This is a genomic window from Streptomyces sp. NBC_01497 (genome assembly GCF_036250695.1).
GTDB lineage: Bacteria > Actinomycetota > Actinomycetes > Streptomycetales > Streptomycetaceae > Streptomyces.
On the sequence record NZ_CP109427.1, the window covers coordinates 1,225,829 to 1,248,161 of the forward strand.

19 protein-coding genes are annotated in these 22,333 nt (G+C 72.0%); 9 read left to right on the forward strand and 10 right to left on the reverse strand.

Translation table 11 applies throughout. The annotated features are described in order from the left end of the window. Positions 1-53 precede the first annotated feature (53 nt). The 7 genes from OG310_RS05350 to OG310_RS05375 form a co-directional block, all read right to left on the reverse strand. Entirely contained in the window at positions 54-1,136 is a 1,083-nt protein-coding gene (locus OG310_RS05350) for an ABC transporter permease (RefSeq protein WP_329454711.1), read from the reverse strand. Next, positions 1,133-2,665: a sugar ABC transporter ATP-binding protein gene (locus tag OG310_RS05355; protein ID WP_329454712.1), complete on the reverse strand. Its 1,533-nt coding sequence runs from the start codon at positions 2,663-2,665 to the stop codon at positions 1,133-1,135. Before OG310_RS05355 ends, OG310_RS05350 begins: the two co-directional genes overlap by 4 nt. Before the next feature lie 588 nt (positions 2,666-3,253). Further along, entirely contained in the window at positions 3,254-4,435 is a 1,182-nt protein-coding gene (locus OG310_RS05360; RefSeq protein WP_329454713.1) for an ROK family transcriptional regulator, read from the reverse strand. A 578-nt stretch (positions 4,436-5,013) separates the two neighbouring features. Then, positions 5,014-5,691 carry a GntR family transcriptional regulator gene (locus OG310_RS05365; RefSeq protein ID WP_329454714.1) on the reverse strand — a complete coding sequence of 226 codons (678 nt, stop codon included), beginning with the start codon at positions 5,689-5,691 and terminating at the stop codon, positions 5,014-5,016. 68 nt (positions 5,692-5,759) lie between these two features. Continuing rightward, a complete protein-coding gene (locus tag OG310_RS05370; RefSeq protein WP_329454715.1) occupies positions 5,760-6,707 on the reverse strand; it encodes a beta-ketoacyl-ACP synthase 3 in 948 nt (315 codons plus the stop codon). A 131-nt stretch (positions 6,708-6,838) separates the two neighbouring features. Next, positions 6,839-6,985, reverse strand: coding sequence for an MFS transporter small subunit (locus tag OG310_RS38495; protein WP_443078559.1), 147 nt, complete (start codon positions 6,983-6,985; stop codon positions 6,839-6,841). Then, entirely contained in the window at positions 6,954-8,306 is a 1,353-nt protein-coding gene (locus OG310_RS05375; RefSeq protein WP_329454716.1) for an OFA family MFS transporter, read from the reverse strand. The genes OG310_RS38495 and OG310_RS05375 overlap by 32 nt, the downstream gene beginning before the upstream one ends. Positions 8,307-8,615: 309 nt before the next feature. Here OG310_RS05375 and OG310_RS05380 point away from each other — a divergent pair, with 309 nt between their 5' ends. Together OG310_RS05380 and fdhD are read left to right on the forward strand one after the other, a co-directional pair. Continuing rightward, positions 8,616-9,599 carry a 2-dehydropantoate 2-reductase gene (locus OG310_RS05380; RefSeq protein WP_329454717.1) on the forward strand — a complete coding sequence of 328 codons (984 nt, stop codon included), beginning with the start codon at positions 8,616-8,618 and terminating at the stop codon, positions 9,597-9,599. A gap of 428 nt (positions 9,600-10,027) precedes the next feature. Further along, positions 10,028-10,867, forward strand: a complete 840-nt coding sequence (fdhD, locus tag OG310_RS05385; protein ID WP_329454718.1) for a formate dehydrogenase accessory sulfurtransferase FdhD — start codon at positions 10,028-10,030, stop codon at positions 10,865-10,867. Positions 10,868-11,203: 336 nt separating this feature from the next. On the opposite strand, the gene OG310_RS05390 is transcribed toward fdhD, so the two are convergent. Continuing rightward, positions 11,204-11,650, reverse strand: a complete 447-nt coding sequence (locus tag OG310_RS05390) for an SRPBCC family protein (protein WP_329454719.1) — start codon at positions 11,648-11,650, stop codon at positions 11,204-11,206. 147 nt (positions 11,651-11,797) lie between these two features. After that, complete coding sequence (locus tag OG310_RS05395; RefSeq protein WP_329454720.1) at positions 11,798-12,859, reverse strand: bile acid:sodium symporter family protein; 1,062 nt, start codon at positions 12,857-12,859, stop codon at positions 11,798-11,800. 123 nt (positions 12,860-12,982) lie between these two features. Here OG310_RS05395 and OG310_RS05400 point away from each other — a divergent pair, with 123 nt between their 5' ends. After that, a complete protein-coding gene (locus OG310_RS05400) occupies positions 12,983-13,873 on the forward strand; it encodes a LysR substrate-binding domain-containing protein (protein WP_329460034.1) in 891 nt (296 codons plus the stop codon). Positions 13,874-14,000: 127 nt separating this feature from the next. On the opposite strand, the gene OG310_RS05405 is transcribed toward OG310_RS05400, so the two are convergent. Next, the gene (locus tag OG310_RS05405; protein WP_329454721.1) at positions 14,001-15,011 is read right to left on the reverse strand and encodes an Lrp/AsnC family transcriptional regulator; all 1,011 of its coding nucleotides are present in this window, start codon (positions 15,009-15,011) and stop codon (positions 14,001-14,003) included. 124 nt (positions 15,012-15,135) lie between these two features. On the opposite strand from OG310_RS05405, the gene OG310_RS05410 reads away from it, so the two are divergent. The 6 genes from OG310_RS05410 to OG310_RS05435 all read left to right on the forward strand — a co-directional run bounded on the left by OG310_RS05410 (position 15,136) and on the right by OG310_RS05435 (position 22,309). Continuing rightward, positions 15,136-16,635, forward strand: a complete 1,500-nt coding sequence (locus tag OG310_RS05410; RefSeq protein WP_329454722.1) for an MFS transporter — start codon at positions 15,136-15,138, stop codon at positions 16,633-16,635. Between the two features lie 205 nt (positions 16,636-16,840). Further along, positions 16,841-18,664 carry an AMP-dependent synthetase/ligase gene (locus OG310_RS05415; RefSeq protein ID WP_329454723.1) on the forward strand — a complete coding sequence of 608 codons (1,824 nt, stop codon included), beginning with the start codon at positions 16,841-16,843 and terminating at the stop codon, positions 18,662-18,664. 187 nt (positions 18,665-18,851) lie between these two features. Then, positions 18,852-19,637: an aldo/keto reductase gene (locus OG310_RS05420; RefSeq protein WP_329460035.1), complete on the forward strand. Its 786-nt coding sequence runs from the start codon at positions 18,852-18,854 to the stop codon at positions 19,635-19,637. 140 nt (positions 19,638-19,777) lie between these two features. Continuing rightward, positions 19,778-20,083: a 4a-hydroxytetrahydrobiopterin dehydratase gene (locus OG310_RS05425; RefSeq protein ID WP_329454724.1), complete on the forward strand. Its 306-nt coding sequence runs from the start codon at positions 19,778-19,780 to the stop codon at positions 20,081-20,083. An 85-nt stretch (positions 20,084-20,168) separates the two neighbouring features. Then, positions 20,169-20,972 (forward strand): helix-turn-helix domain-containing protein, encoded by an 804-nt coding sequence (locus OG310_RS05430; protein ID WP_329454725.1) that lies wholly within the window; start codon positions 20,169-20,171, stop codon positions 20,970-20,972. A 473-nt stretch (positions 20,973-21,445) separates the two neighbouring features. Then, a complete protein-coding gene (locus tag OG310_RS05435) occupies positions 21,446-22,309 on the forward strand; it encodes an RNA polymerase sigma factor SigF (protein ID WP_329454726.1) in 864 nt (287 codons plus the stop codon). Positions 22,310-22,333: the final 24 nt, after the last annotated feature.

Below are 22,333 nucleotides of genomic sequence, written 5' to 3' on the forward strand. Positions count from 1 at the left end.
GCGTGCCGTACGCGGAGGTGCGCTGCGGGGCCCGCGGTGCCGGGGACGGGCCGTCATGCCTCGCCTGGGCGCGCGCTCCTGCGCTGGACCAGTACGGCGGCGACGATGATCACACCCTTGGCGATCTGCTGCACGTCCGTCTGGAGGTTGTTCAGGGCGAAGATGTTGGTGATGGTGGTGAACACCAGCACCCCGAGGACGGAGCCGACGATGGTGCCGCGTCCCCCGCTGAGCAGGGTGCCGCCGATGATGGCCGCGGCGATCGAGTCGAGTTCGTACAGGTTGCCGTTGGTGTTCTGGCCCGATCCGGAGAGCACGACCAGCAGGAAGGCCGCGATGCCGCAGCACAGCCCGGACAGCAGGTAGAGGTAGAGCCGCTGCCTGCGCACGTCGAGGCCGGCGAGCCGCGCCGCCTCGGGGTTCCCGCCGACCGCGACGCTGCGCCGCCCGAAGGTGGTCCGGTTCAGGACCAGCCACCCCACGACGGTGACGCCCGCGAAGACCAGCACGAGCGGCGGGACGCCGAGCACGTAGGAGTCCCGGGAGCCGAGGTCCAGTACGGACTGGACGTTCACCACCTGGGTCTTGCCGTCGGTCAGCTGGAGGGCGAGGCCGCGTGCGGAGGCGAGCATCGCCAGGGTGGCGATGAACGGCACCATCCGGCCGTACGCGATGAGCACACCGTTGACGAGGCCGCAGCCGAGTCCCACCAGCAGGGCGGTGAAGGCGATCCCGGCGAAGCCGTAGCTCTGGGTGGCGACGGTGGTCGCCCAGACCGACGAGAGCGCGACGATCGCGCCGACGGACAGGTCGATGCCCCCGCTGGTGATGACGAAGGTGGCACCGACGGTCACCACTCCGATCACCGATGCCTGCGTGAGGACGAGTTGGAGGTTGCTGACGGCGAGGAACTCGTCCGGCTTGGTGATGCCGCCGACCACGACGAGCGCGGCGAGCACACCGAGCAGGGACAGGCTGCGCGCGTCGAAGCGCAGGCCGAGCGCCCGCGGACCGCCCCCCGCGCCGCCACCCCTGCCGGGCGGCCGTGGTGCGGTGGCCACCCGCGCGGGCGGCGGATCGGTGGCGGGTACGGCGTCGGCCCCGCCCTGCTGTGCCTCGGAGGCAGGCTGTGTCATGGCGTCGGGCTCCCTTCCATCACAAGGTCGAGTACGCGGTGCTCGTCCAGCTCTCCGGCCGGCGCCCGGTGCACGACGCGGCCCTCGCGCAGCACCAGCACCCGGTCCGCGAGACCCAGCACTTCCGGCACCTCGCTGGAGACGAGCAGAACGGCGAGGCCCTCGTCGGCCAGCCGGCGGATCACGGCGTAGAGCTCGGCACGCGCGCCGACGTCCACGCCACGGGTCGGTTCGTCGAGCAGCAGGACGCGGCAGCCGCGCAGCAGCCAGCGGGCGAGGACCGCCTTTTGCTGGTTGCCCCCGGAAAGGGTGCGCACCGCCGCGTCGGGATTGTCGGGGCGCAGGGACAGTTCCCTGGTGGCGGTGTGTGCCGCGGCGCGTTCGGCGGACCGGTCGAGCCAGCCGCCCCGCGAGAAGCGGGACAGCGTCGACACCGTCACGTTGCCGGTGACGGATTCGAGCATCAGCAGGCCCTGTGCCTTGCGCTCCTCGGGCGCGAGGCCGAGCCCGGCGCGCACGGCGGAGCGCACACTCCCGGGGCGCAGCGGCTTCCCGTCCACGAGGACGCGGCCCGTGGTGGGTCTGCGCGCCCCGTAGACCGTCTCCAGGATCTCCGAGCGTCCCGAGCCGACCAGACCGGCCAGCCCCACGATCTCCCCGGTCCGCAGTTCGAGATCCAGCGGTGCGAACTCGCCCTGCCTGCTGAGGCCTTCGACCCGCAGCAGCGGCTCGGCGTGGACCGGCCGGGCGGCCGTCGGCCGGTCGGGGAAGGTGTTCTCCACGGCGCGGCCGGTCATCAGGGTGACGACCTCGGCGGTGGGCGTCCGCTTGGCGGGCAGGCCCACGGCGACGGTCCTGCCGTCCTTGAGGACGGTGACACGGTCGCCGATGCGCCGGATCTCCTCCAGGCGGTGGGAGATGTACACGACGGCGACGCCGTCCGCCACGAGGGTCGCCACGACCCGGAAGAGGTTGTCGACCTCGTCGGGGTCGAGCGCGGCGGACGGCTCGTCCATGACGATCAGCCGGACGTCGTGGGAGAGCGCGCGGGCCATGGAGACGATCTGACGCTGCGCCGCCGACAGGTCGCCCACCGGCCGGCCCGGCGGGATCTCCGGATGGCCGAGCCGCTTCAGCAGGGCGGTGGCCCGGCGCCGGGCCTCGCGTCCCCTGACCACGAAGCCGGCGGTGGTGGGTTCATGGCCGAGGAAGACGTTCTCGGCCACCGACAGGCCCTCGACCAGGTCGAGTTCCTGGTAGATGGTCGCGATGCCGAGGCGCATGGCCGCGGTCGGCGACTTGAGGGTGACCTGCTCGCCCTGCCAGGTGATCACACCGTCGTCCGGCTGGTGGGCCCCGGCCAGGACCTTGATCAGGGTGGATTTCCCGGCGCCGTTCTGGCCGAGGAGGCAGTGGACCTCGCCCGGGAGGACGGAGAGTTCCACACCGTCCAGGGCGCGGACACCGGGGAAGGTCTTGGTGATACCGGACATCGTGAGCAGAGCTGGGTCGGGTGGCGCTGGCGCCATGGCATGTCCCCTCGGCAGATGCGGTCGGGTCGGAGCCGCGGGACGGCCGCGGTGCGGCCGGCGGTGTCGATACGGGTGTGACGGGGTGTGCGTCCTGCGGGTCGTGCCCGGTGAGCCGGTGTCGCGTGTGCCGCGCGCGTGCGGTGAAGCGTCGTGTGCGCAAGGCCCGAAGCGGCGGTGCGGCGGTGCGGTCGAGACCGTGAGGACCCTGCCCGTACGCACGGTGCCCGCACAGGCGGACCGGTACGGACAGGGCTGGTACGGAATGCGCTCGTTCAGTACGTGACCGGGCAGTCGGGAGCGGCGGCTCGGTGGTGCGGCAGTGGTGCGGCGAGCGGCGCCGGATGACGCCGGTCGTACGGTGGTGCCGGTGGTGCGCGTGCTGCCGTGGCGCGGGCGATGCCGGTGGTACGTGGTGCGGGGTCGCGCCCGTCGTACGTGGTGCCGGTCGTGCCGGTGGAGATCACACGGTGCGGTGGGACTCGGGTGGCGTCGTACGCGGTGTCGCGCCGGTGCCGCGGGACACGGCGTCCGGCCCGTGCTCCGGTCCGTCGGTGTGTCCGGGCCGCCGGGAGGGCGGCCGCGGGCTCACGCCGGCGAGAACAGGTGGTCGCTGATCAGCCGGGCCGCGCCGGTGACTCCGGCGTTCTGGCCCAACTCGCCCAGGACGATGGGGAGATTTCCGGTGGCCAGCGGCAGGGACTGCCGGTAGACCTGAGTACGGATCGAGGCGAGCAGGGTGTGCCCGAGGCCGGTCACACCGCCGCCGATCACCACGAGGCCCGGGTTGAAGAAACTGACGAGCCCGGCGATGACCTGGCCGACGCGGTTGCCGCCCTCGCGGATCAGGTCGAGCGCGGTCGGGTCACCGGCAGCCGCGGCGGCGGCCACGTCGACGGCGCTCAGCGCGCCCCCGGCGGCCAGCCGGGCGGCCAGTTCGGGGGAGGCGCCGGTGCGGGCCGCCTCCTCGGCGTCGCGGGCGAGCGCCGCCCCGCTGAAGTGCGCCTCCAGGCAGCCCTTGTTGCCGCACGCGCAGGCCCGGCCCTCGGGCTCCACCTGGATGTGGCCGATGTCGCCCGCGCTGCCCGTCGTCCCGCGGTAGACCTCACCGCCGACGACGATCCCGCAGCCGATGCCCGTACCGATCTTGACGCAGAGGAAGTCGTCCACGGAGCGGGCGACACCCGCGTGCTGCTCCCCCATAGCCATCAGGTTCACGTCGTTGTCGACCATGACCGGGCAGCCGAGTTCCTGGCTGAGGGCCTCGCGGACGGGGAACCCGTCCCAGCCCGGCATGATCGGCGGCGCGACCGGCACGCCCTCGGGGAAGCGGACCGGGCCCGGCACGCCGATACCCGCACCGTCGAACCCGTCCGCGAGGCCGGATTCCCTGAGCTTGGCCGCCATCGCGAGCACCTGCTCGAAGACGGCGACCGGGCCCTCCCGGACGTCCATCGGATGGTTGAGGTGGCCGAGTACCTCCAGTTCGGCGTTGGTGACGGCGACGTCGACGGACGTGGCGCCGATGTCGACCCCGAGGAAGCGGAGGCCCGGCGTGAGCCGGATGTTGTGCGACCGCCGGCCGCCGCGGGAGGCGGCGAGGCCGTCGGCGACGACAAGGCCGGTCTCCAGCAGCCGGTCGACCTCGACCGCCAGCTTGGAACGGGACAGGTCGACCTGATCGCCCAGTTGTGCGCGTGAGTTGGGCCCACCGTCCCGCAACAGCCTGAGCAGTCGCGCCTGATGGGCGTTCGCGGGTCGTGCCGTCATCCGTCTCACGCGCCCCTCCCCGCCATGTCGGCCGTATGACCCGTCGCTTCGGGTGCTTTCGAGTGGAACGTAGCAGCGGTTGCCCGCAGGGGGAAGAAGTTGCGCGTAAATCAGTAGCAACTTTCTCCACAGTGAAGACAAAGCGAGGGGCGGCCGGGACGCGCCCGGCGGCGCGGAACGCCCGTTCCCGGGCAGCGCACGGGAGTTCGGCGCACCACGAGGGTCAGCTCACGCGGCCGTTCGGCACACGCGGCCGTTCGGCACGGGCGGGCGTTCGGCACGGGCGGCCGTTCGGCACGGGCGGGCGGTCAGCACGGGCGGGCGGTCAGCACGGGCGGGCGGGCGGTCAGCCAGCGCGGGCGTGCCGCATACCCGGGCGCTCCGCGCACGCGGAAGTCCGGGCACCCGGACGGCCGGCACACGTGGCCGCGCCACACACCCCGGGCGCTCCGCGCACGCGGAAGTCCGCGCACCCGGACGGACGGCCCCGAAACAGCCGGCGGCGGCTGCCAGACCCGTGGTGCCGCCCGGCGCCGGCACGATCCGGTCCGGCGGGGCGGACCGACCGGCGGACGGGGTCAGTCGTGGTCGCGGTGGTGGTACGTCGACCGGGTGTGCTCGGTGTGGGCGCGCATCACGGCCGCGGCGGCACTCTCGTCGCCGGACGCGATCGCGTCGATCAGCTCGCGGTGCTCGATCCACGACTGCTTGCCGCGCTGCCGGGCGACCGGCGTGTAGTACCAGCGGACCCTGCGGTCCACCTGCCCGGCCAGTTCGGCGAGGACGACGTTGCTCGCCATCGCCATCACCCGCGCGTGGAAGGCCGCGTTGGTCGTGACGGCCAGCTCGACGTCGTCGTCCTTCACCGCCCGCTCCCCCTGCGCGCACAGCCTCTCCAGGTCCGCGATCCCGGCCGGGTCGGAGTCGGCCGCCGCGAGCCGGGCCGCCTCGGCCTCCAGCAGCGTGCGGACGGAGAGGAGCTGATCGGCCTCGTCCTCGGTCGGCTCGTGGACGAACGCGCCCTGCGCGGGGCGCAGATCGACCCATCCCTCGGTGTTCAGCCGCTGGAGCGCCTCGCGTACGGGCTGCCGCGACACGCCGAGGTGGCCGGCGAGCTCGCTCTCCACGAGGTGCTGACCCGGGGTCAGGGCACGGGTGGTGATGAGTTCGAGCAGTGCCTCGTACACCCGCTCGCGCAGCGGCCCCGGCCGCTCCAGCTTCGGTACCGTGCCGTGCGGCAGTCCTGCGGACAACATGGGATCTCCCTCTCCGGCCGACCGTGACAGATTGGCTATCGTCTACAGTCTACTGACTGGCCGGAGCGTCACGGGCAGCGGATCACCTGGCCCGCGTACGACAGGTTGCCGCCGAAGCCGAACAGCAGGGCCGGCGCACCCGAGGCCACCTCGCCCTTGGCGACGAGTTTGGACAGCGCCATCGGGATCGAGGCGGCGGAGGTGTTGCCGGATTCGACGACGTCCCGCGCGATGACCGCGTTGACCGCGCCGATCTTCCGGGCGACCGGCTCGATGATCCGCAGGTTCGCCTGGTGCAGGACGACCGCGCCCAGTTCCTCCGGCGCGACACCGGCGCGCTCGCACACCCGGCGGGCAATGGGCGGCAGTTCGGTGACGGCCCACCGGTAGACGGACTGGCCGTCCTGGGCGAACCGGGACGGCACGCCCTCGATCCGTACGGCGGTGCTCATCTCGGGGACGGACCCCCACAGGACCGGGCCGATGCCGGGGCTCTCGCCGGGAGCGACGGCCTCCACCACGGCCGCGCCCGCGCCGTCGCCCATCAGGACGCAGGTGGAGCGGTCCGTCCAGTCGGCGATGGCCGTCATCTCGTCGGCGCCGATCACCAGGGCGCGGGACGCCGCCCCCGCCCGGACGGTGTGGTCGGCCATGGCGAGCGCGTGGGTGAAGCCCGCACACACGACGTTGATGTCGAGGACGGCCGGCGACGCCATGGAGAGCCGGGCCGCCACTCGGGCCGCCATGTTCGGCGACCTGTCGACAGCGGTGGACGTGGCGACGAGGACCAGGTCGATGTCCGCCGGGACGAGGCCGGCCGCCGCCAGCGCCTTGGCGCCGGCGTGTGCGGCCAGCTCGTCCACGGGTTCGTCGGGCCCCGCGATGGCCCGGGTCTTGATGCCGACACGACTGGTGATCCACTCGTCGCTGGTGTCGACCATGCCCGCCAGGTCGTCGTTGGTGAGCATCTTGGCGGGCTGATAGTGCCCGAGCGCGGCGATACGCGTGCCTGTCACGCGGGACCCCCTTAGCTGTCGAGGCTGGATCTTCCAGTCTCGTCAGCGACTCACCAGTACGAAGACAGGTGAATCGACAGGATTCCTCCTCGCCGCTTGGAGAGACCGCATCATCCTTGGCACAACCGGGATCAACCCGTGAACAGCTGTTTGGCTTTGAGTACGAGTTCGTACAATCCGTACGCGAGGGGCGCGCCCACCCACACGTAGGCGAGAGCGATCAGTCCGCCGCGCCTCGGCCCGGCCTCAGACTCCGGGTTCCGCGGTGACGTGGTCATCGGACTCCCCCTTGTGTGTCGCGATGTGGTGGCGCGGATGCACCGGCCGGACGAACTCGTTGGCGACGAGGCCGACGACGAGCAGGCAGATCATGATGACGAAGGAGAGGCCGTACAGCTGCGGCCCGGACTTGCCGGTGTCCGCCTGAGCGTCCGCGACCCGGTTCACGATGAGCGGCCCGAGGACGCCCGCGACGGACCAGGCGGTCAGCAGACGGCCGTGGATGGCACCGACCTGGTAGGTGCCGAAGAGGTCCTTGAGGTAGGCGGGGAGCGTCGCGAACCCGCCGCCGTAGAACGACAGGATCACCATCGCGCACACGACGAACAGCGGTTTGGCCGAGTCCCCGGCCAGGAAGATCACCAGGTACATGGCGATGCCGACCACCAGGTACATCCGGTAGATGTTCTTCCTGCCGATCACGTCGGACAGCGACGACCAGCCGATCCGGCCGGCCATGTTGGCGGCCGACAGGAGCGCCACGAATCCGGCGGCCGCGGACGCGGACACGGCGGCCGAGGTGTTCGCGAAGAAGTCGGTGATCATCGGCGCGGCCCGCTCCAGGATGCCGATGCCGGCCGTGACGTTCATGCACAGCACGATCCACAGACACCAGAACTGCGGCGTCCTCAGGGCCGACTTGGCCGACACCTGGACGGACCCGATGAGCACGACCGTGCCGGGCTCCGCGCCCGCGACGGTCGGCGCGCCGGGCTTCGGGCGCGGGACCCGGATGAGGAACACGCCGAGCGACATGAACAGCGCGTAGACCAGGCCGTGCACGAGGAAGGCCGCGGCGATGCCGCCGCTGTCGCTGCCGAAGTGGTCCAGCATCGCCTGGGACCAGGGGGACGCGATGAGGGCGCCGCCGCCGAAGCCCATGATGGCGATGCCCGTGGCGGTCCCGGGCCGGTCGGGGAACCACTTGATGAGCGTCGAGACCGGCGAGATGTAGCCGATGCCGAGGCCGATGCCGCCGACGAATCCGTAGCCGAAGACGATCAGCCAGTACTGCCGGGTCTCCGCGCCGAGGGCGGACAGCAGGAACCCGGAGGAGAAGAAGATCAGGGCGACGGTCATCGCCCAGCGCGGGCCCTTGCGCTCCACGAGCGTTCCGCCGAAGGCGGCGGAGAGGCCGAGCATCACGATGCCGAGTTGGAACGGGAGCGCGCTCTGCGTTCCCGAGAGGTTGAGCGCGGATTCGAGTGGCGGCTTGAACACGCTCCAGGCATAGGCCTGGCCGATGGAGAGGTGCACGGCCAGTGCCGCGGGCGGCACCAGCCATCGGCTCCAGCCCGCCGGCGCGATGGGGGGTTTCATGGCAGCGAACTCTAAGAAGCGGAACGGGAATTGGGAAGATCTTTTCCACGGCGTGTTCATGACGTTCCGGGGACGGTGCCGCCACGCCCCGGTCACGGCGGCCCCGCGGGCACGCGCGGCGCGCGGCCGGCCCGGCGGACCCTTCCGCGGTCAACAGCGCGCAAACAACGGGCGCGGGGACGGATCGGGTCTTCCCGGAGGCTTGTCGAGGTCAAGTCCATACTGTAGACAATATATCGTCGACGCTTTGTCGACGTGGACTCGGAGTGACGCTTCCCTCGGTCTCCCTCACCGAATGGAGAGCCCCACGTGAAAGTCGCCATTGTGGGCGCCGGAGCCATCGGCGCCTACGTCGGAGCCGCGCTCGACAGAGCCGGTGCCGACGTCCATCTGATCGCCCGTGGACCGCACCTCGCGGCCATGAGGCAGCACGGAGTGCGCGTGCTCAGCCCGCGCGGTGACTTCACCGCGCACGTCCACGCCACCGACACGCCCGCGGACGTGGGCCCCGTCGACCATGTGTTCCTCGGGCTGAAGGCGAACTCCTACGCGGCGTGCGGGCCGCTGGTCACGCCGTTGCTCAAGGACTCGACGGCGGTGGTCGCCGCCCAGAACGGCATCCCCTGGTGGTACTTCCACGGGCACGGCGGTCCGCACGACGGCCTGCGGATCGAGAGTGTCGACCCCCGGGGCGCGGTCAGCGCCGTCCTCCCACCGGAGCGCGCCGTCGGGTGCGTCGTCTACGCCGCGACGGAACTCGCGGCGCCCGGCGTCGTGCGGCACCTGGAGGGAACGAGGTTCTCGATCGGCGAACCGGACCGGACGACGTCACGGCGCTGCCTCGACTTCAGCGACGCCATGCGGGCGGGCGGGCTCAAGTGCCCGGTCGAGCGCGAGTTGCGTGACGATATCTGGATCAAGCTCCTCGGCAACATCTCCTTCAACCCGATCAGCGCCCTGACCCGCGCGACCATGCGGGAGATGTGCCGGCACAGCTCCACGCGCGGGGTCATCGAACTGATGATGACCGAGACGCTGGCGGTCGCGGAGTCGCTGGGCTGCCGCCCCGACATCTCCGTCGAACGCCGGCTCGCGGGGGCGGAACGCGTCGGCGACCACCGCACCTCCACCCTGCAGGACCTGGAGAAGGGAAAGCCGCTCGAACTCGACGTGCTGCTCGCCGCCGTGGTGGAACTCGCCGGGGTGAGAGGGGTCGCGGTGCCGACGCTGCGTACGGTCGCCGCCATCTCCGATCTGCTCGCCCGCGGTACGGCGCTCCCCACCGCCGCCTGATCCGAGGATCCACCCCGATCGATGGCCGACGGCCGCCACCGCGTACGAGAGAAAGCCGTCACGAATCCGGTCCACAGGGTTCCGCCGGGAGACCACCCGGCGAATACTGTATGCAATGGGGCGGACCGTCGGCCATCGTTCCAGAAACCCGCGACGACGGGCGCGCCCTCCCCGGCCGGCGACACGGGGGCGAGGGGCCCGCGCGGACGGGGAAGCGGACGGAGAAGGCGGCCGACTGCGCCTACTGTGGGGTGAGGTGCGACCTCACGCCGTGCGTACGGGGCGACGCGAGGGCGGGACCCCGCGTTCGCGGGCCGCGCTCCCGCAGCCGAGCGGGTCCCCCACCGGGGCCGGCGCGGTTGTCCCCGGGTACGGCGGCGCTGACAGAACTCTGGCGGCGCGGGACGGATACGAGTAGGACTGATCACATGGGACGGGTCACCGAACGGCGGCGGACGATACGCATCCGGGACGGCGCGGTCAGCGCGCGCCCCGACACCCTGGTGGCGGAGGAGCCGCTGGAAATCCGGCTGAACGGCAAGGCGCTCGCCATCACCATGCGCACGCCCGGCGACGACTTCGCGCTGGCCGCGGGCTTCCTGGTGAGCGAGGGCGTGCTGGCCTCGGCGGCGGACGTGCAGTCCATCGTCTACTGCGCGGGCGCCAAGGACGACGGACAGAACACGTACAACGTCGTCGACGTGCGGCTCGCCCCCGGGGTCCCGGTCCCGGACATCACGCTGGAGCGGAACGTCTACACGACGTCGTCCTGCGGACTGTGCGGCAAGGCCAGTCTGGACGCCGTCCGCACGACCGCTCGCTTCAAGATCGCCGATACTCCCCCGGTCCTCGTCGAGCCGGAACTGCTCACCGTCCTCCCCGACCGGTTGCGCGCGGCACAGCAGGTCTTCGACAAGACCGGTGGTCTGCACGCGGCGGCGCTCTTCTCGGAGTCCGGCGAACTGCTGGACGTACGGGAGGACGTCGGCCGGCACAACGCCGTGGACAAGCTCGTCGGGCGGGCCCTGCGCCAGGATCTGCTGCCGCTGTCGCGGGCGATCCTGCTGGTGTCGGGGCGCGCGTCGTTCGAACTGGCGCAGAAGGCCGTCATGGCGGGCATCCCGGTGCTCGCGGCGGTCTCGGCGCCGTCGTCGCTCGCCGTGGACCTGGCCGCGGAGGCGGGCCTGACGCTGGTGGGATTCCTGCGCGGCGCCTCCATGAACGTGTACGCGGGCGACGAACGGATCGCCCTGCACACCGGGGTGTGACGCGCCTCGCGTCACGGGATGAGGCCCGGCCGGCGGGGAGCGCCCCCTGCGCCGGCCGGGCCGGTCCGTGCCTCTTCAGGCCGTCCCCTTCAGGCCGCAGCCCCGGCCCGCGGCCCGCCGCTGATGCCACACCGCCGGCCGGTACGTGCACACCGGCGGGACGTACGCCCGCGCCTCGACGCGAGCGCGTCCACACCCGGAGAGCCCGGCGTGAACCACGACGAACCGGACCCACGGACCTCCCGTCCGTGCGCCCGGTCGTCCCGACGGAGGCGGTCGTCCCGGCGGAAGGGCTTGTCCCGGCGGAGGGGCTCGTCCCGGCGGGGCCGCCTTCGCTCAGCCCGCCTCGACGGCGTCCTTGATGCGGTGCGCGAAGGCGTCGGCGTCCTTACGGGCGGCGCTCAGCGCGATTCCGGCGAGGAGCTTGCCGACGCCGTGGCCCTCCAGGCTGTTGTGGAGGCGCAGGTGCGTCGTGCCGTCCGCGGCGGCTTCCAGGTCGTAACCGCCCTCCGGGGCCGTCACGAGGTTCTTGGAGGTCTCCGTCCACCGGATCCGGCGCGGCGGGTCGAACTCGCTGATACGGAAGACGCGGCGGGTGGTCATCCCCGCGTCCTTGACCGTGCTCGCATAGACCGTGCCCACCTCGGTGGGCCCCGGCGTGGTCCGCTGCATCTCGACGACGCGCGGACTGAACTTGGGATCGTTCTCCCCGTCCGCGAGGAAGGCGAAGACCTCCTCGACGGGGCGGTCGATGTCAACGGTGGCCTCGAACTGACCGGCCATGTTTCCTCCCGTGCTCGCTCTCCCCCCAGGCTGGCACACCGGTACATCATCCCAAAGGACCCGCCGGCACGCAGCGCGGAACGGCCCCGGGCGGAGCGCGACGCACCGGGGTCACCCACCGTCCGCTTCCCGCGTACGTCGGCCGCCTCAGCCCCCCGCCCGTGACGTCTCCGGCTCGGTCGCGGCCCGCGCGGACCCGCCGACCACCAGGGTGTGCTGCTCCGGCTCCCGTGCTTCGGCGTCCCGCGAGCGGCGCTTCGCGATCACGGCGCACACCATGAGCTGCATCTGGTGGAAGAGCATCAGCGGCAGCACGGCGAGGCTCGCCTGCGGCCCGAAGAGCACGCTCGCCATCGGCAGCCCCGAGGTCAGGCTCTTCTTCGACCCGGCGAACTGGATCGCGATCCGGTCGTCCCTGCCGAAGCCGAGGCGCCGGGCGCCCTGCCAGGTGAAGGCGAGCATCACGGCGAGGATGACCGCCTCGACGGCCAGCAGCTCCAGCAGGCGTACGACCGTCACCTGGTGCCAGATGCCGGCGACCATGCCCTCGCTGAACGCGGTGTAGACGACCAGCAGGATGGAGCCCCGGTCGACGAACTTCAGCACCTTCTTGTGCCGGCCCATGAACCCGGAGATCCAGCGCCGCACCAACTGGCCCGCGACGAAGGGGGCGAGGAGCTGGAGCAGGATCTGGATCAGCGAGTCCGTGGAGAAGCCGACCGAGCCGCCGCCGAGCAGTCCGGCCGCGAGCAGGGGCGTGATGACGATGCCGGCGAGGCTGGAGAAGGACCCGGCGACGATCGCGGCGGGGACGTTGCCCCGGGCGATGGAGGTGAAGGCGATGGAGGACTGGATGGTCGACGGCACGAGGCACAGGAACAGCAGGCCGTTGTAGAGCTGCGGCGTCAAAAGGAACGGCACGAGGAATCTGGCCGCCAGGCCGAGCAGCGGGAACGCGACGAAGGTGCAGCCGAGCACGGTGAGGTGGAGTCGCCAGTTCTTGAAGCCGTCGAGCGCCTCGCGGGTCGACAGCCGCGCCCCGTACAGGAAGAACAGGAGCGCCACCGCCCCCGTGGAGACCCCGCTCGCGACGTGGGCGGCGCCGCCGGAGGCCGGGAGGAGCGCCGCCACGGCCACCGTCCCGATGAGCGCCAGGATGTACGGGTCGATCGGCAGCCAGGACGGCATCTTCAGCGTGCTGCGGTTCATGTGCTCCACTCTCGGTACAGGGCGCGCCTCCCCATGATCCGCTCCAGGGCCATGATCGGGAATCCGGTGCACCGCTCTGACTGCCATCACGAGACGTGATGGCCGGGCGGGAGGCCGTCTAACCTGGTCCTTGTGTACGACCCCGTTCAGCTGCGCACGTTCCTGACCGTCGCCCAGACGCTGAGTTTCACCCAGGCGGCCCGGCGTCTGGGCCTGCGCCAGTCCACCGTGAGCCAGCACGTGCGGCGTCTGGAGGACGCGACGGGCCGGCAGCTGTTCACCCGTGACACGCACAGCGTCGAGCTGACGGAGGACGGCGAGGCGATGCTCGGCTTCGCCGGCACGATCCTCGCGGCGCACGAGCGGGCGTCGGCGTACTTCACCGGGGCCCGGCTGCGCGGCCGCCTCCGGGTCGGCGTCTCGGAGGACTTCGTCCTGACGCGGCTGCCGGAGATCCTGGAGGCCTTCCGCGCCGACAACCCGGAGGTCGACCTGGAGCTGACCGTCGAGCTGTCCGGGATCCTGCACGAGCGGCTGGCCGGCGGCCGGCTCGATCTGGTGCTGGCCAAGCGGCGGACCGGCGACACGCACGGCGACCTGGTCTGGCGTTCGGCACTGGCCTGGATCGGCGCGCCCCGGGTACGCGTCGACCCGGACCGTCCGGTGCCGCTGATCCTCTTTCCCGCGCCCGGCATCACCCGGGCGCGGGCGCTCCAGGCCCTGGAGCGGGAGGGCCGCCCCTGGCGCGCCGCGTGTACGAGTTCGAGCCTGAGCGCTCTGATCGCCGCGGCGCGCGCCGGGCTCGGCGTGATGGCGCACACGCGCGGGCTGATCCCGCCGGGGCTGGTCCCGGTGTCCGCCCGGGCCGCTCTGCCGGATCTGGGTGACGTCGACTTCGTCCTGCTGCGGCCGCGGGACGCCCGCCCGTCCCCCGCGCGGGACGCGGCGGACGCGCTGGCCAAGGCGATCCTGACGGGCGGCGACCGGCTGCACCGCGCGGCGGACGGCATCTGAGTCCCGGATCCCGGCGGCGGTACGCGCCCGAGCGGCGCCCGGTGCTGACCTGTGTGCGCTCACCCGCGGTGTACGCGTGGCGATGTCCCGCGCTCACGCGTCGGGCCGCGCGGGACGAAGGCCCGGCTCAGCCGCCGGGGCGGCGGCGCCCGCCGTCCTCGTAGACCAGTTGCTTGATTCGGCGCAGCACCGGTGAGACCTCGACGCGCTGGACGCCGTCGAGCCGGCCGACGGCCCCGTTCAGATAGCGGTAGAGCTCCGCGGCGCCCCGGCAGATGGCGACGGCCGTCAGGTTGCTCTCGCCCGTCGTGGCGAACACGGCGGCGACCTCCGGCTGCCTGGCCAGGGCCCGTCCGACCGTGTCGAGGGAGCGGGGTTCGGCGGTCACCCACAGGATGGCGTGGGTGGTGTAGCCGATGGCGTCGGTGGAGAACTCCGTGTCGATGTAGACGCCGCCGGAGCGCAGCAGGTGGTCGAGCCTGCGGCGGACCGCGGACTCGGAGAGCCCGCAGACCCTGGCGAGTTCGGCGTGCGGCGCGCGGCCGTCCCGCTCCAGCGTCCGCAGGAGCGCCTCGCCCGCCGCGTCGAGCGAGTCCCGGGTGAGCGGCTGCGCCGGCTCCCCCGCGGCCGCCCACTCGGGGGTCAGCTCCGCGACCAGCTCCGCGTCCGGCGCGGTGTCCTTGCCGAACCAGCTGTTGGGGCCGCGGAAAAACCGGTGCAGCAGCTGGTGCGCGCGGATGTCCGTGATGCTCGGCGTGCGCGGCAGCTTGCCGAGGATCAGTTCCTCGTGTTCCCCCGCACTGGAGAACGACGTCGTGCAGACGATCTCGGTACCCGCCGAGGTGAGCCCGATCCAGCTGGTGTCGGGGCGCCGCGCCAGGGCACGGGCGACGGCTTCGGCCGCGTCGGGCTTGACCCGGAGGCAGAGCATCCAGCTGTCCTGGCCGAGGAGTTCCGCGTCGCGCACGCCCACGATCCGCAGCTCCATGGCGGAGCTGAGGCGCCGGAAGCGGCGGGCGATCGTCTGGTCGGAGACGCCGAGGACGGCGGCGATCCTGCTGAAGGAGGCGCGGCCGTCGATCTGCAGCGCGTGCAGCAGCCGGAAGTCCAGCGTGTCGAAGGTGTGGGTTTCCGCCACTGCTCAGCCCCTGGATGTCGAGTATCTGCGCGAGGACGCCACAAACCACCGGAAGCCGCCCCCCGGTACCGATCGTAGGGCCGACGGGACCTGCCGTTGACCGAGCGAGAGTACGGAGAGATCCATGGGTAAGTGGGGGCCGCTGGTCGCGGTCTGTCTCGGCACGTTCATGCTGCTGGTGGACGTGTCGATCGTCGTCGTGGCGCTGCCCGCGATGGCCGGCGGGCTGGGGGCGTCGCTGAGCGACCTCCAGTGGGTGATGGACATCTACGCCCTGGTGCTGGCGGCGCTGCTGCTGGCCGCGGGTGCGGCGGCCGACGTCGTGGGCGGCCGGCGCATATACGCGGCGGGCATGACACTGTTCGCGCTGGCGTCGCTGGGCTGCGGCCTGTCGACGAGCGCGCCGGAGCTGATCGCGCTGCGCGCGGTGCAGGGACTGGGCGCGGCGGCGATGTTCGCGACGACCCTGTCGCTGCTGGCCGCCGCGTACCAGGGCAAGGACAGGTCGATCGCGCTGGGCGTCTGGGGCGCCGTCAACGGCGCCGCGGCGGCGATCGGCCCGGTACTGGGCGGGATCCTGACGCAGGGGCTCGGCTGGCGGTGGATCTTCTTCATCAACCTGCCGGTGAGCGTCGTCGCGATCTGGCTGACCCTGCGCGTGGTGCGCGAGGTCGAGCGGGATCCGGCCCGGCGCGTCGACTGGGCCGGTACGGCGTGCTTCGCGCTGTTCGCGGCGGCGGTGACGTACGGGGCGGTGCGTGCGGGTGCTGACGGCTGGGTGTCGGCGGCGACGGGCATCACGGGCGCGGTCGCGCTGCTCGCGCTGGTGGCGTTCGTCCTGGTGGAGCGGCGGGTGGCGCAGCCGCTGATGGACCTGGCGCTGTTTCGCAGGGCGTCCTTCGTGACGGTGATGGGGACGGCGCTGGTCTTCAGCGCGTCGTCGTTCACGATCCTCGCGTACGTCTCGGTGTGGCTGCAGACGCTGCTCGGGATGAGCCCGATCACGGGCGGTCTCGCGCTGCTGCCGCTGGCGGCGTCCTCGTTCCTGGTGTCGGCGATCACCGGGCGGCTGCTGCACGGGGTGCCCGCGCGCTACCCGGTCGGGATCGGCACGGTGCTGGTGGGCGCGGGCGAGTTCGCGCAGGCGGTGCTGGGCGCGGACTCCTCGTGGCTGACTCTGACCGCCGGGCTCGTGGTGACGGGCATCGGCGTGGGCCTGGTCTCGCCGGCGCTGTCGGGGGCGGCGCTGGCGTCGGTCCCGCAGCGCGAGGCTGGCATGGCGGGCGGCGCGCTGAACACGTTCCGCCAGCTCGGCTACGCGCTGGGCATCGCGGTGTTCGGCACGGTGGTGACGTCCCGCATGACGTCGTCGCTGCACGGATCGACGGCGCACCCGGCGGACGTGGCGCGGGCGCTGGCCGGCGGCGGTGCGGCGGGGCTGCGCGGGATCGTGCCGCGGGAGGCGCTGCGCTCGGCGTTCGCGTCAGGGCTGAACACCGCGATGATGATCGCGGGGGCGCTCGCGGTGGTCGCGGGTATCGCGGTGATGATCTGGGTACGCAGTGACCGGGGCACCGCGACGCCCGCTCCCCGGGAGAGGGAGACGGCCGTCGTCCCGTCGTAACCGACGCGTACGGATTCGGTGGAGATTCCCTCGCGCGGTACTTACTCTTCAGTCAGATGTCTGTCCGGGCACTGCCGGAATGGGCGATTTTCGGCCGCGCACCTGCGGTGGTTTCGCCCGTTCCGGCCGCCCGGAGGGCCTCTTTTCCCGTTCCGGGGTGGGGTAGCGTCGCGGCGCTGTGCGGAGCGCGACAAGGAGCAAGTCATTGCGCGAGTTCACCGTTCCTCCCCTCGTGGCTGCCGCTTCGTCCGGCGGCCTCGCCGACACCATATTTGATCATGCCCGCGACAACCCGGGCCACATCGCGCTCGGCCGCAAGGACGACGCCGGGACCTGGCACGACGTCACCTCCGCGGAGTTCCGCGACGAGGTGGCGGCCGTCGCCAAGGGCCTGCTCGCCGACGGCGTGCGCTTCGGCGACCGGGTGGGGATCATGTGCCGCACCCGCTTCGAATGGACCATCGTCGACTTCGCGCTGTGGACGATCGGTGCCCAGTCGGTGCCGATGTACCCGACGTCCTCGGCCGAGCAGGTGCTGTGGATGCTCTACGACTCGGAGGCGACCGCCTGCCTGGTCGAGCACGAGGACCACGCCATGACGATCGGATCGGTCATCGACCGGCTGCCCGAACTCAAACAGATGTGGCAACTGGACAAGGGCGCCATGGACCACCTGCGCACCGCGGGCGCCCACATCGGCGACGACGTGCTGGAGCGCCACCGCGGGGCGGTGACGCCGGATTCGTGCGCCTCCATCATCTACACCTCGGGCACCACCGGCCGCCCGAAGGGCTGCGTCCTCACCCACGGCAACTTCATGTACGAGACGGACACGATGGTGGAGCGCTACGAGGGCGTCTTCCACTCGAAGCCCGGCGACCAGGCGTCCACCCTCCTCTTCCTCCCGCTCAGCCATGTCTTCGGCCGCATGGTGGAGATCGCGGCGGTGCGCGGCGGAGTCAAACTCGGCCACCAGCCGGAACTGCGGGCGAGCGCCCTGCTGCCGGACCTCGCCGCGTTCCAGCCGTCGTTCATCCTGGCCGTGCCGTACATCTTCGAGAAGGTGTACGGCGCCGCGCGGCGCAAGGCCGAGCGCAGCGGGAAGGCGGGCCCGTTCGACAAGGCGGTGGACGTGGCCGTGCGCTACGCGGAGGCCATCGAGAACAAGGCGTTCGGCACGGGCCCCGGGCCTTCCCCGGCCCTGCGGATACAGCACCAGTTCTTCGACAAGGCCGTCTACGGCAAGGTACGCACCGCGATGGGCGGGCGGGTGCGGCACGCGATGTCGGGCGGCTCGGGGATGGACCGCAGGCTCGGACTGTTCTTCGAGGGCGCCGGCGTCACCGTCTACGAGGGCTACGGGCTCACCGAGTCCTGCGCCGCGGCCACCGCCAACCCGCCCGAACGCACCCGCTACGGCACAGTCGGCGTGCCCATCCCCGGCATGACCGTGCACATCGCCCACGACAGCGAGGTCTGGCTCAAGGGGCCGAACATCTTCACGGGCTACCTGGGCGACCAGAAGAACACCGACGCGACGCTGCATGACGGCTGGCTCGCCACCGGCGACCTCGGCTCCCTCGACGACGACGGCTACCTCACCATCACCGGCCGCAAGAAGGAGATCCTGGTCACCTCCGGCGGCAAGAGCGTCTCGCCCACCGCCCTGGAGGAACGGGTGCGCGCCCACCCGCTGGTGGGCCAGTGCATCGTGGTCGGCAACGACAGACCGTACGTCGCCGCCCTGGTGACCCTCGACCAGGAGTCCGTCGAGCACTGGCTGTCCGTACAGGGCAAGCCGCCTCTCGGGCCCATGGAGCTGGTACGCGACGCGGACCTGGAGACGGAGATCCGGCGGGCCGTGGTCGCCGCGAACACCGCCGTCTCGCAGGCGGAGTCGATCCGTACGTTCCGGATCCTGGCGCATCCCTTCAGCGAGGAGCACGGCATGCTCACTCCCTCGCTCAAACTGAAGCGGAAGGCGATCGAGGCCGCGTACACCGCGGAGGTCGACGCGCTCTACCGGTGAGGCGTCGGCCACACCACCGGCGGTGGGGAATTCCAACGGGGGTGGTGATCGTTCAGCACCGCGGGGCAGGCGGACCCTGCCCCCGTTCGCGTGCCGGGCACCCCGGCACCCGGACGACCCCGACGAAAAGGATCGACACCGCGTGAGCAGCAAGGTCCCCTCCCTCACACTCAACAACGGCATCGAGATGCCGCAGCTCGGCTTCGGCGTATGGCAGGTCCCGGACGACGAGGCCGCCGCCGCGGTCGGCACCGCCATCGAGGCGGGCTACCGCAGCATCGACACGGCCGCGATCTACGGCAACGAAGAGGGCACGGGCAAGGCCATCGCGGCCTCCGGGATCGCCCGTGACGAGCTGTTCGTCACCACGAAGCTGTGGAACTCCGAGCAGGGTCACGACACCACGTTGAAGGCGTTCGACGCCTCGCTGGAGCGACTCGGCCTCGACTACGTCGACCTCTACCTGATCCACTGGCCGGCACCCGCCCAGGGCCGCTACGTCGAGACGTACAAGGCGTTCGAGAAGATCCTCGCGGACGGCCGGGCCCGCGCCATCGGCGTGTCGAACTTCCTGCCCGAGCACCTGGAGGTGCTGGCGGCCGAGTCGTCCGTGGTCCCCGCCGTCAACCAGATCGAACTGCACCCGCAGTTCCAGCAGGCCGAGTCGCGGGCGGTGCACGCGAGCCGCGGCATCGTGACCGAGGCCTGGTCCCCGCTGGGCCAGGGCAAGGGCCTGCTGGAGGTCCCGACCGTGGCCGCGATCGCCCACAAGCACGGCAGGACCCCGGCCCAGGCCGTGCTGCGCTGGCACCTCCAGCTGGGCAACGTGGTCATCCCGAAGTCGGTCACGCCCTCGCGCATCCGCGAGAACATCGACGTCTTCGGCTTCGAGCTGGACGACGACGACCTGGCCGCCTTCGCCGCCCTGGACGAGGGCCGGCGCCTGGGCGGCCACCCCGCGAAGTCCGGCTGAGCCGGCGGCGCCGGCCGCGAGCGCCGGGCACTTCGACCGTACGGGCCTGTCCCGGAGCGCCCCGCGCTTTCGGACAGGCCCGGGGCGTTCCCGGCGCGTAGGGTGACGAACGTCCTGACCACGTACGAAGGGAGACCGCCATGGCGGCGGAAGCACTCGCGCCGGACGCCGTGCGGGACCGGCTGCGGGACCTGCCCGGCTGGTCCCTGACGGACGGCGGCATCACCCGTACCTACAAGCTCACCTCCCACTTCGCGGCCACCGCCATGGTCGTGCACATCGCGCAACTGCAGGAGGAGCTGGGCCACCACTCGCAACTCACCCTCGGCTACAACACCGTCTCGCTCACCGTGAATACGCACGACGCGGGCGGCGCGGTCACGGGCAAGGACATCGAACTGGCCCGCAGGGTCGAGGCGACGGCCGCAGGGCACGCCGCGGAGTGAGACCGCGTCACCACGCGCCGCGTGGCGGCCACCGCACCCGCCGCGCACCGCAGCACCGGAGGACCGCGGGACCCGGGGGGGGAACATGACCGCGCTCGTCCAGGACGCCGGTGTCGGGGGCCTGCTGCGCGACTGGCGTCGCAGGCGCCGGATCAGCCAGCTGGAACTGGCCATGCGCGCCCACTCCTCGGCGCGCCACATCAGCTTCGTCGAAACGGGCCGCGCCCGGCCGAGTGAGGAGATGGTGCTGCGGCTCGCCGAGCACCTGCAGGTACCGGTGCGCGAGCGCAACGCCCTGCTCCTCGCGGCGGGATACGCGCCCCGCTTCACCGAGACCGCACTGGACGACCCGGCCATGGCGGCGCTGCGCGACGGCCTGGAGCGGCTGCTTCGCGGGTACGAGCCGTACCCGGCGGTCGTCGTGGACGGCACGTACACGATGGTGGCGGCGAACAGCGGCGTCACGATGCTGGCGCAGGGGGTGGCGCGGCACCTGCTCGCGCCGCCGGTGAACACGATGCGCCTGGCGCTCCACCCCGAGGGCCTCGCGCCGCGCATCCGCAACCTGCCGCAGTGGCGCGGCCACCTGCTGGAACAGATGCGACGGCAGCTCGCGCTGACCCGGTCCGCCGCGCTGCGGGAGCTGTACGAGGAGGTCGACGCGTACCCCGTGCCGGCCGGCGGCCACGATCCGGCCGCGCCCGCCGCGGTTCCCGGTTTCGCGCTCCCGATGGTGATCGAGCACGCCGGCGCGGTGCTGTCCTTCGTGTCGTCCATCGCGACCTTCAACACCCCCATGGACATCACGGTGGCGGAGCTGGCGATCGAGACCTTCCTGCCGGCGGACCCGGCCACCGTCGCGTTCCTGAGGACCCGGGACAGCCAGTGAGCGGCGCGGGCAGGCCCGGCGCGCGTCGGCGGGCCCGACGGCGGCCCCCGGGCGGGCGGGCCGGCCGAACCGGGCCCTCGGGCCGGTCCCTCCGGCCCCGCTCGACGGCACGGTGCCCGGACACGCGGAACGGGCCCCGCGGGCGGCGCCTTCCGCTCCCCCCCTCGCGTACCCCCCCGGTCGCCGGGGGAGTACGCGGCCGGCTCCCCGGGACCCGTCGCGGGTGGGGCGACGCGGGGTCCCGGCGGCCCTGTCGTCCCGCCACGGGAGAAATACCTCTTTCCGCTCGTCCTGTTGACCGGCCGGCGGGGTCCGGCGTCCGCCGAGGTCAGCAGCTCGCCGGCGCGCGCGGCGGACAAGGGCGCGCTGCCTGCCACCACTTGTGGATCAGGAGATTCCGGCTGCGGGGACATGACCCGTTCGGCCCTGGGCAGAAGGGCCCCTGGACGATCCACCGCTGAGAGGTGACATACATGGCCACCAGCACCCCCCTGGCGTCCGGCGAGGAAACGACGACCGCGGCCGGGCTGCCGCTGATCGCGGACCCGAGCAGGGTTGCCCCGCGGGACGCACGTGAGCTGTCGAAACTGTTCTTCGACCGGCTCCAGCTCCTCGAAGAGGGCACTCACGAGTACCAGTACGCGCGCAACACCCTGATCGAGATGAACCAGACCCTGGTCCGGTTCGCCGCGGGACGCTTCCGCAACCGCGGCGGCGGCGAGATGGAGGACATCTTCCAGGTCGGCACGATCGGGCTCATCAAGGCCATCGACCGGTTCGACCTCTCCCGCGAGGTCGAGTTCACCTCGTTCGCGGTTCCCTACATCGTGGGGGAGATCAAGCGGTTCTTCCGGGACACGAGCTGGGCGGTGCACGTGCCCCGCAGGCTCCAGGAACTGCGCGTGGAACTCGCCAAGGCCAAGGAACTGCTCGCCACACGGCTCGACCGGGACCCCACGGTCCGGGAGATCGCGGAGCTGCTGGACCTCTCCGAGGACGAGGTCGTGGAAGGCCTGGTCGCGACCAACGGCTACACGGCGGGTTCGCTGGACCTGCCCGCCGGCGACGACAGCAGGACCAAGGGCACGGGCCGGACCTTCGCGGACGTGATCGGCGAGGACGACCCGGACATGGAGAAGGTCGAGAACCTGCACGCTCTCGCCCCGCTGCTGGAGAGGCTGGACGACCGGGAGCGCAGGATCGTGCAGATGCGCTTCGGGGGCGAGATGACGCAGTCGCAGATCGGCGCGGAGCTCGGGGTCTCCCAGATGCACGTGTCGCGGCTGCTGAACCGCATCATCGCCCGGCTGCGGGACGGGATGCTCGTCGAGGAGTGAGCCCGGGTGGCCGGGGCGGACCCA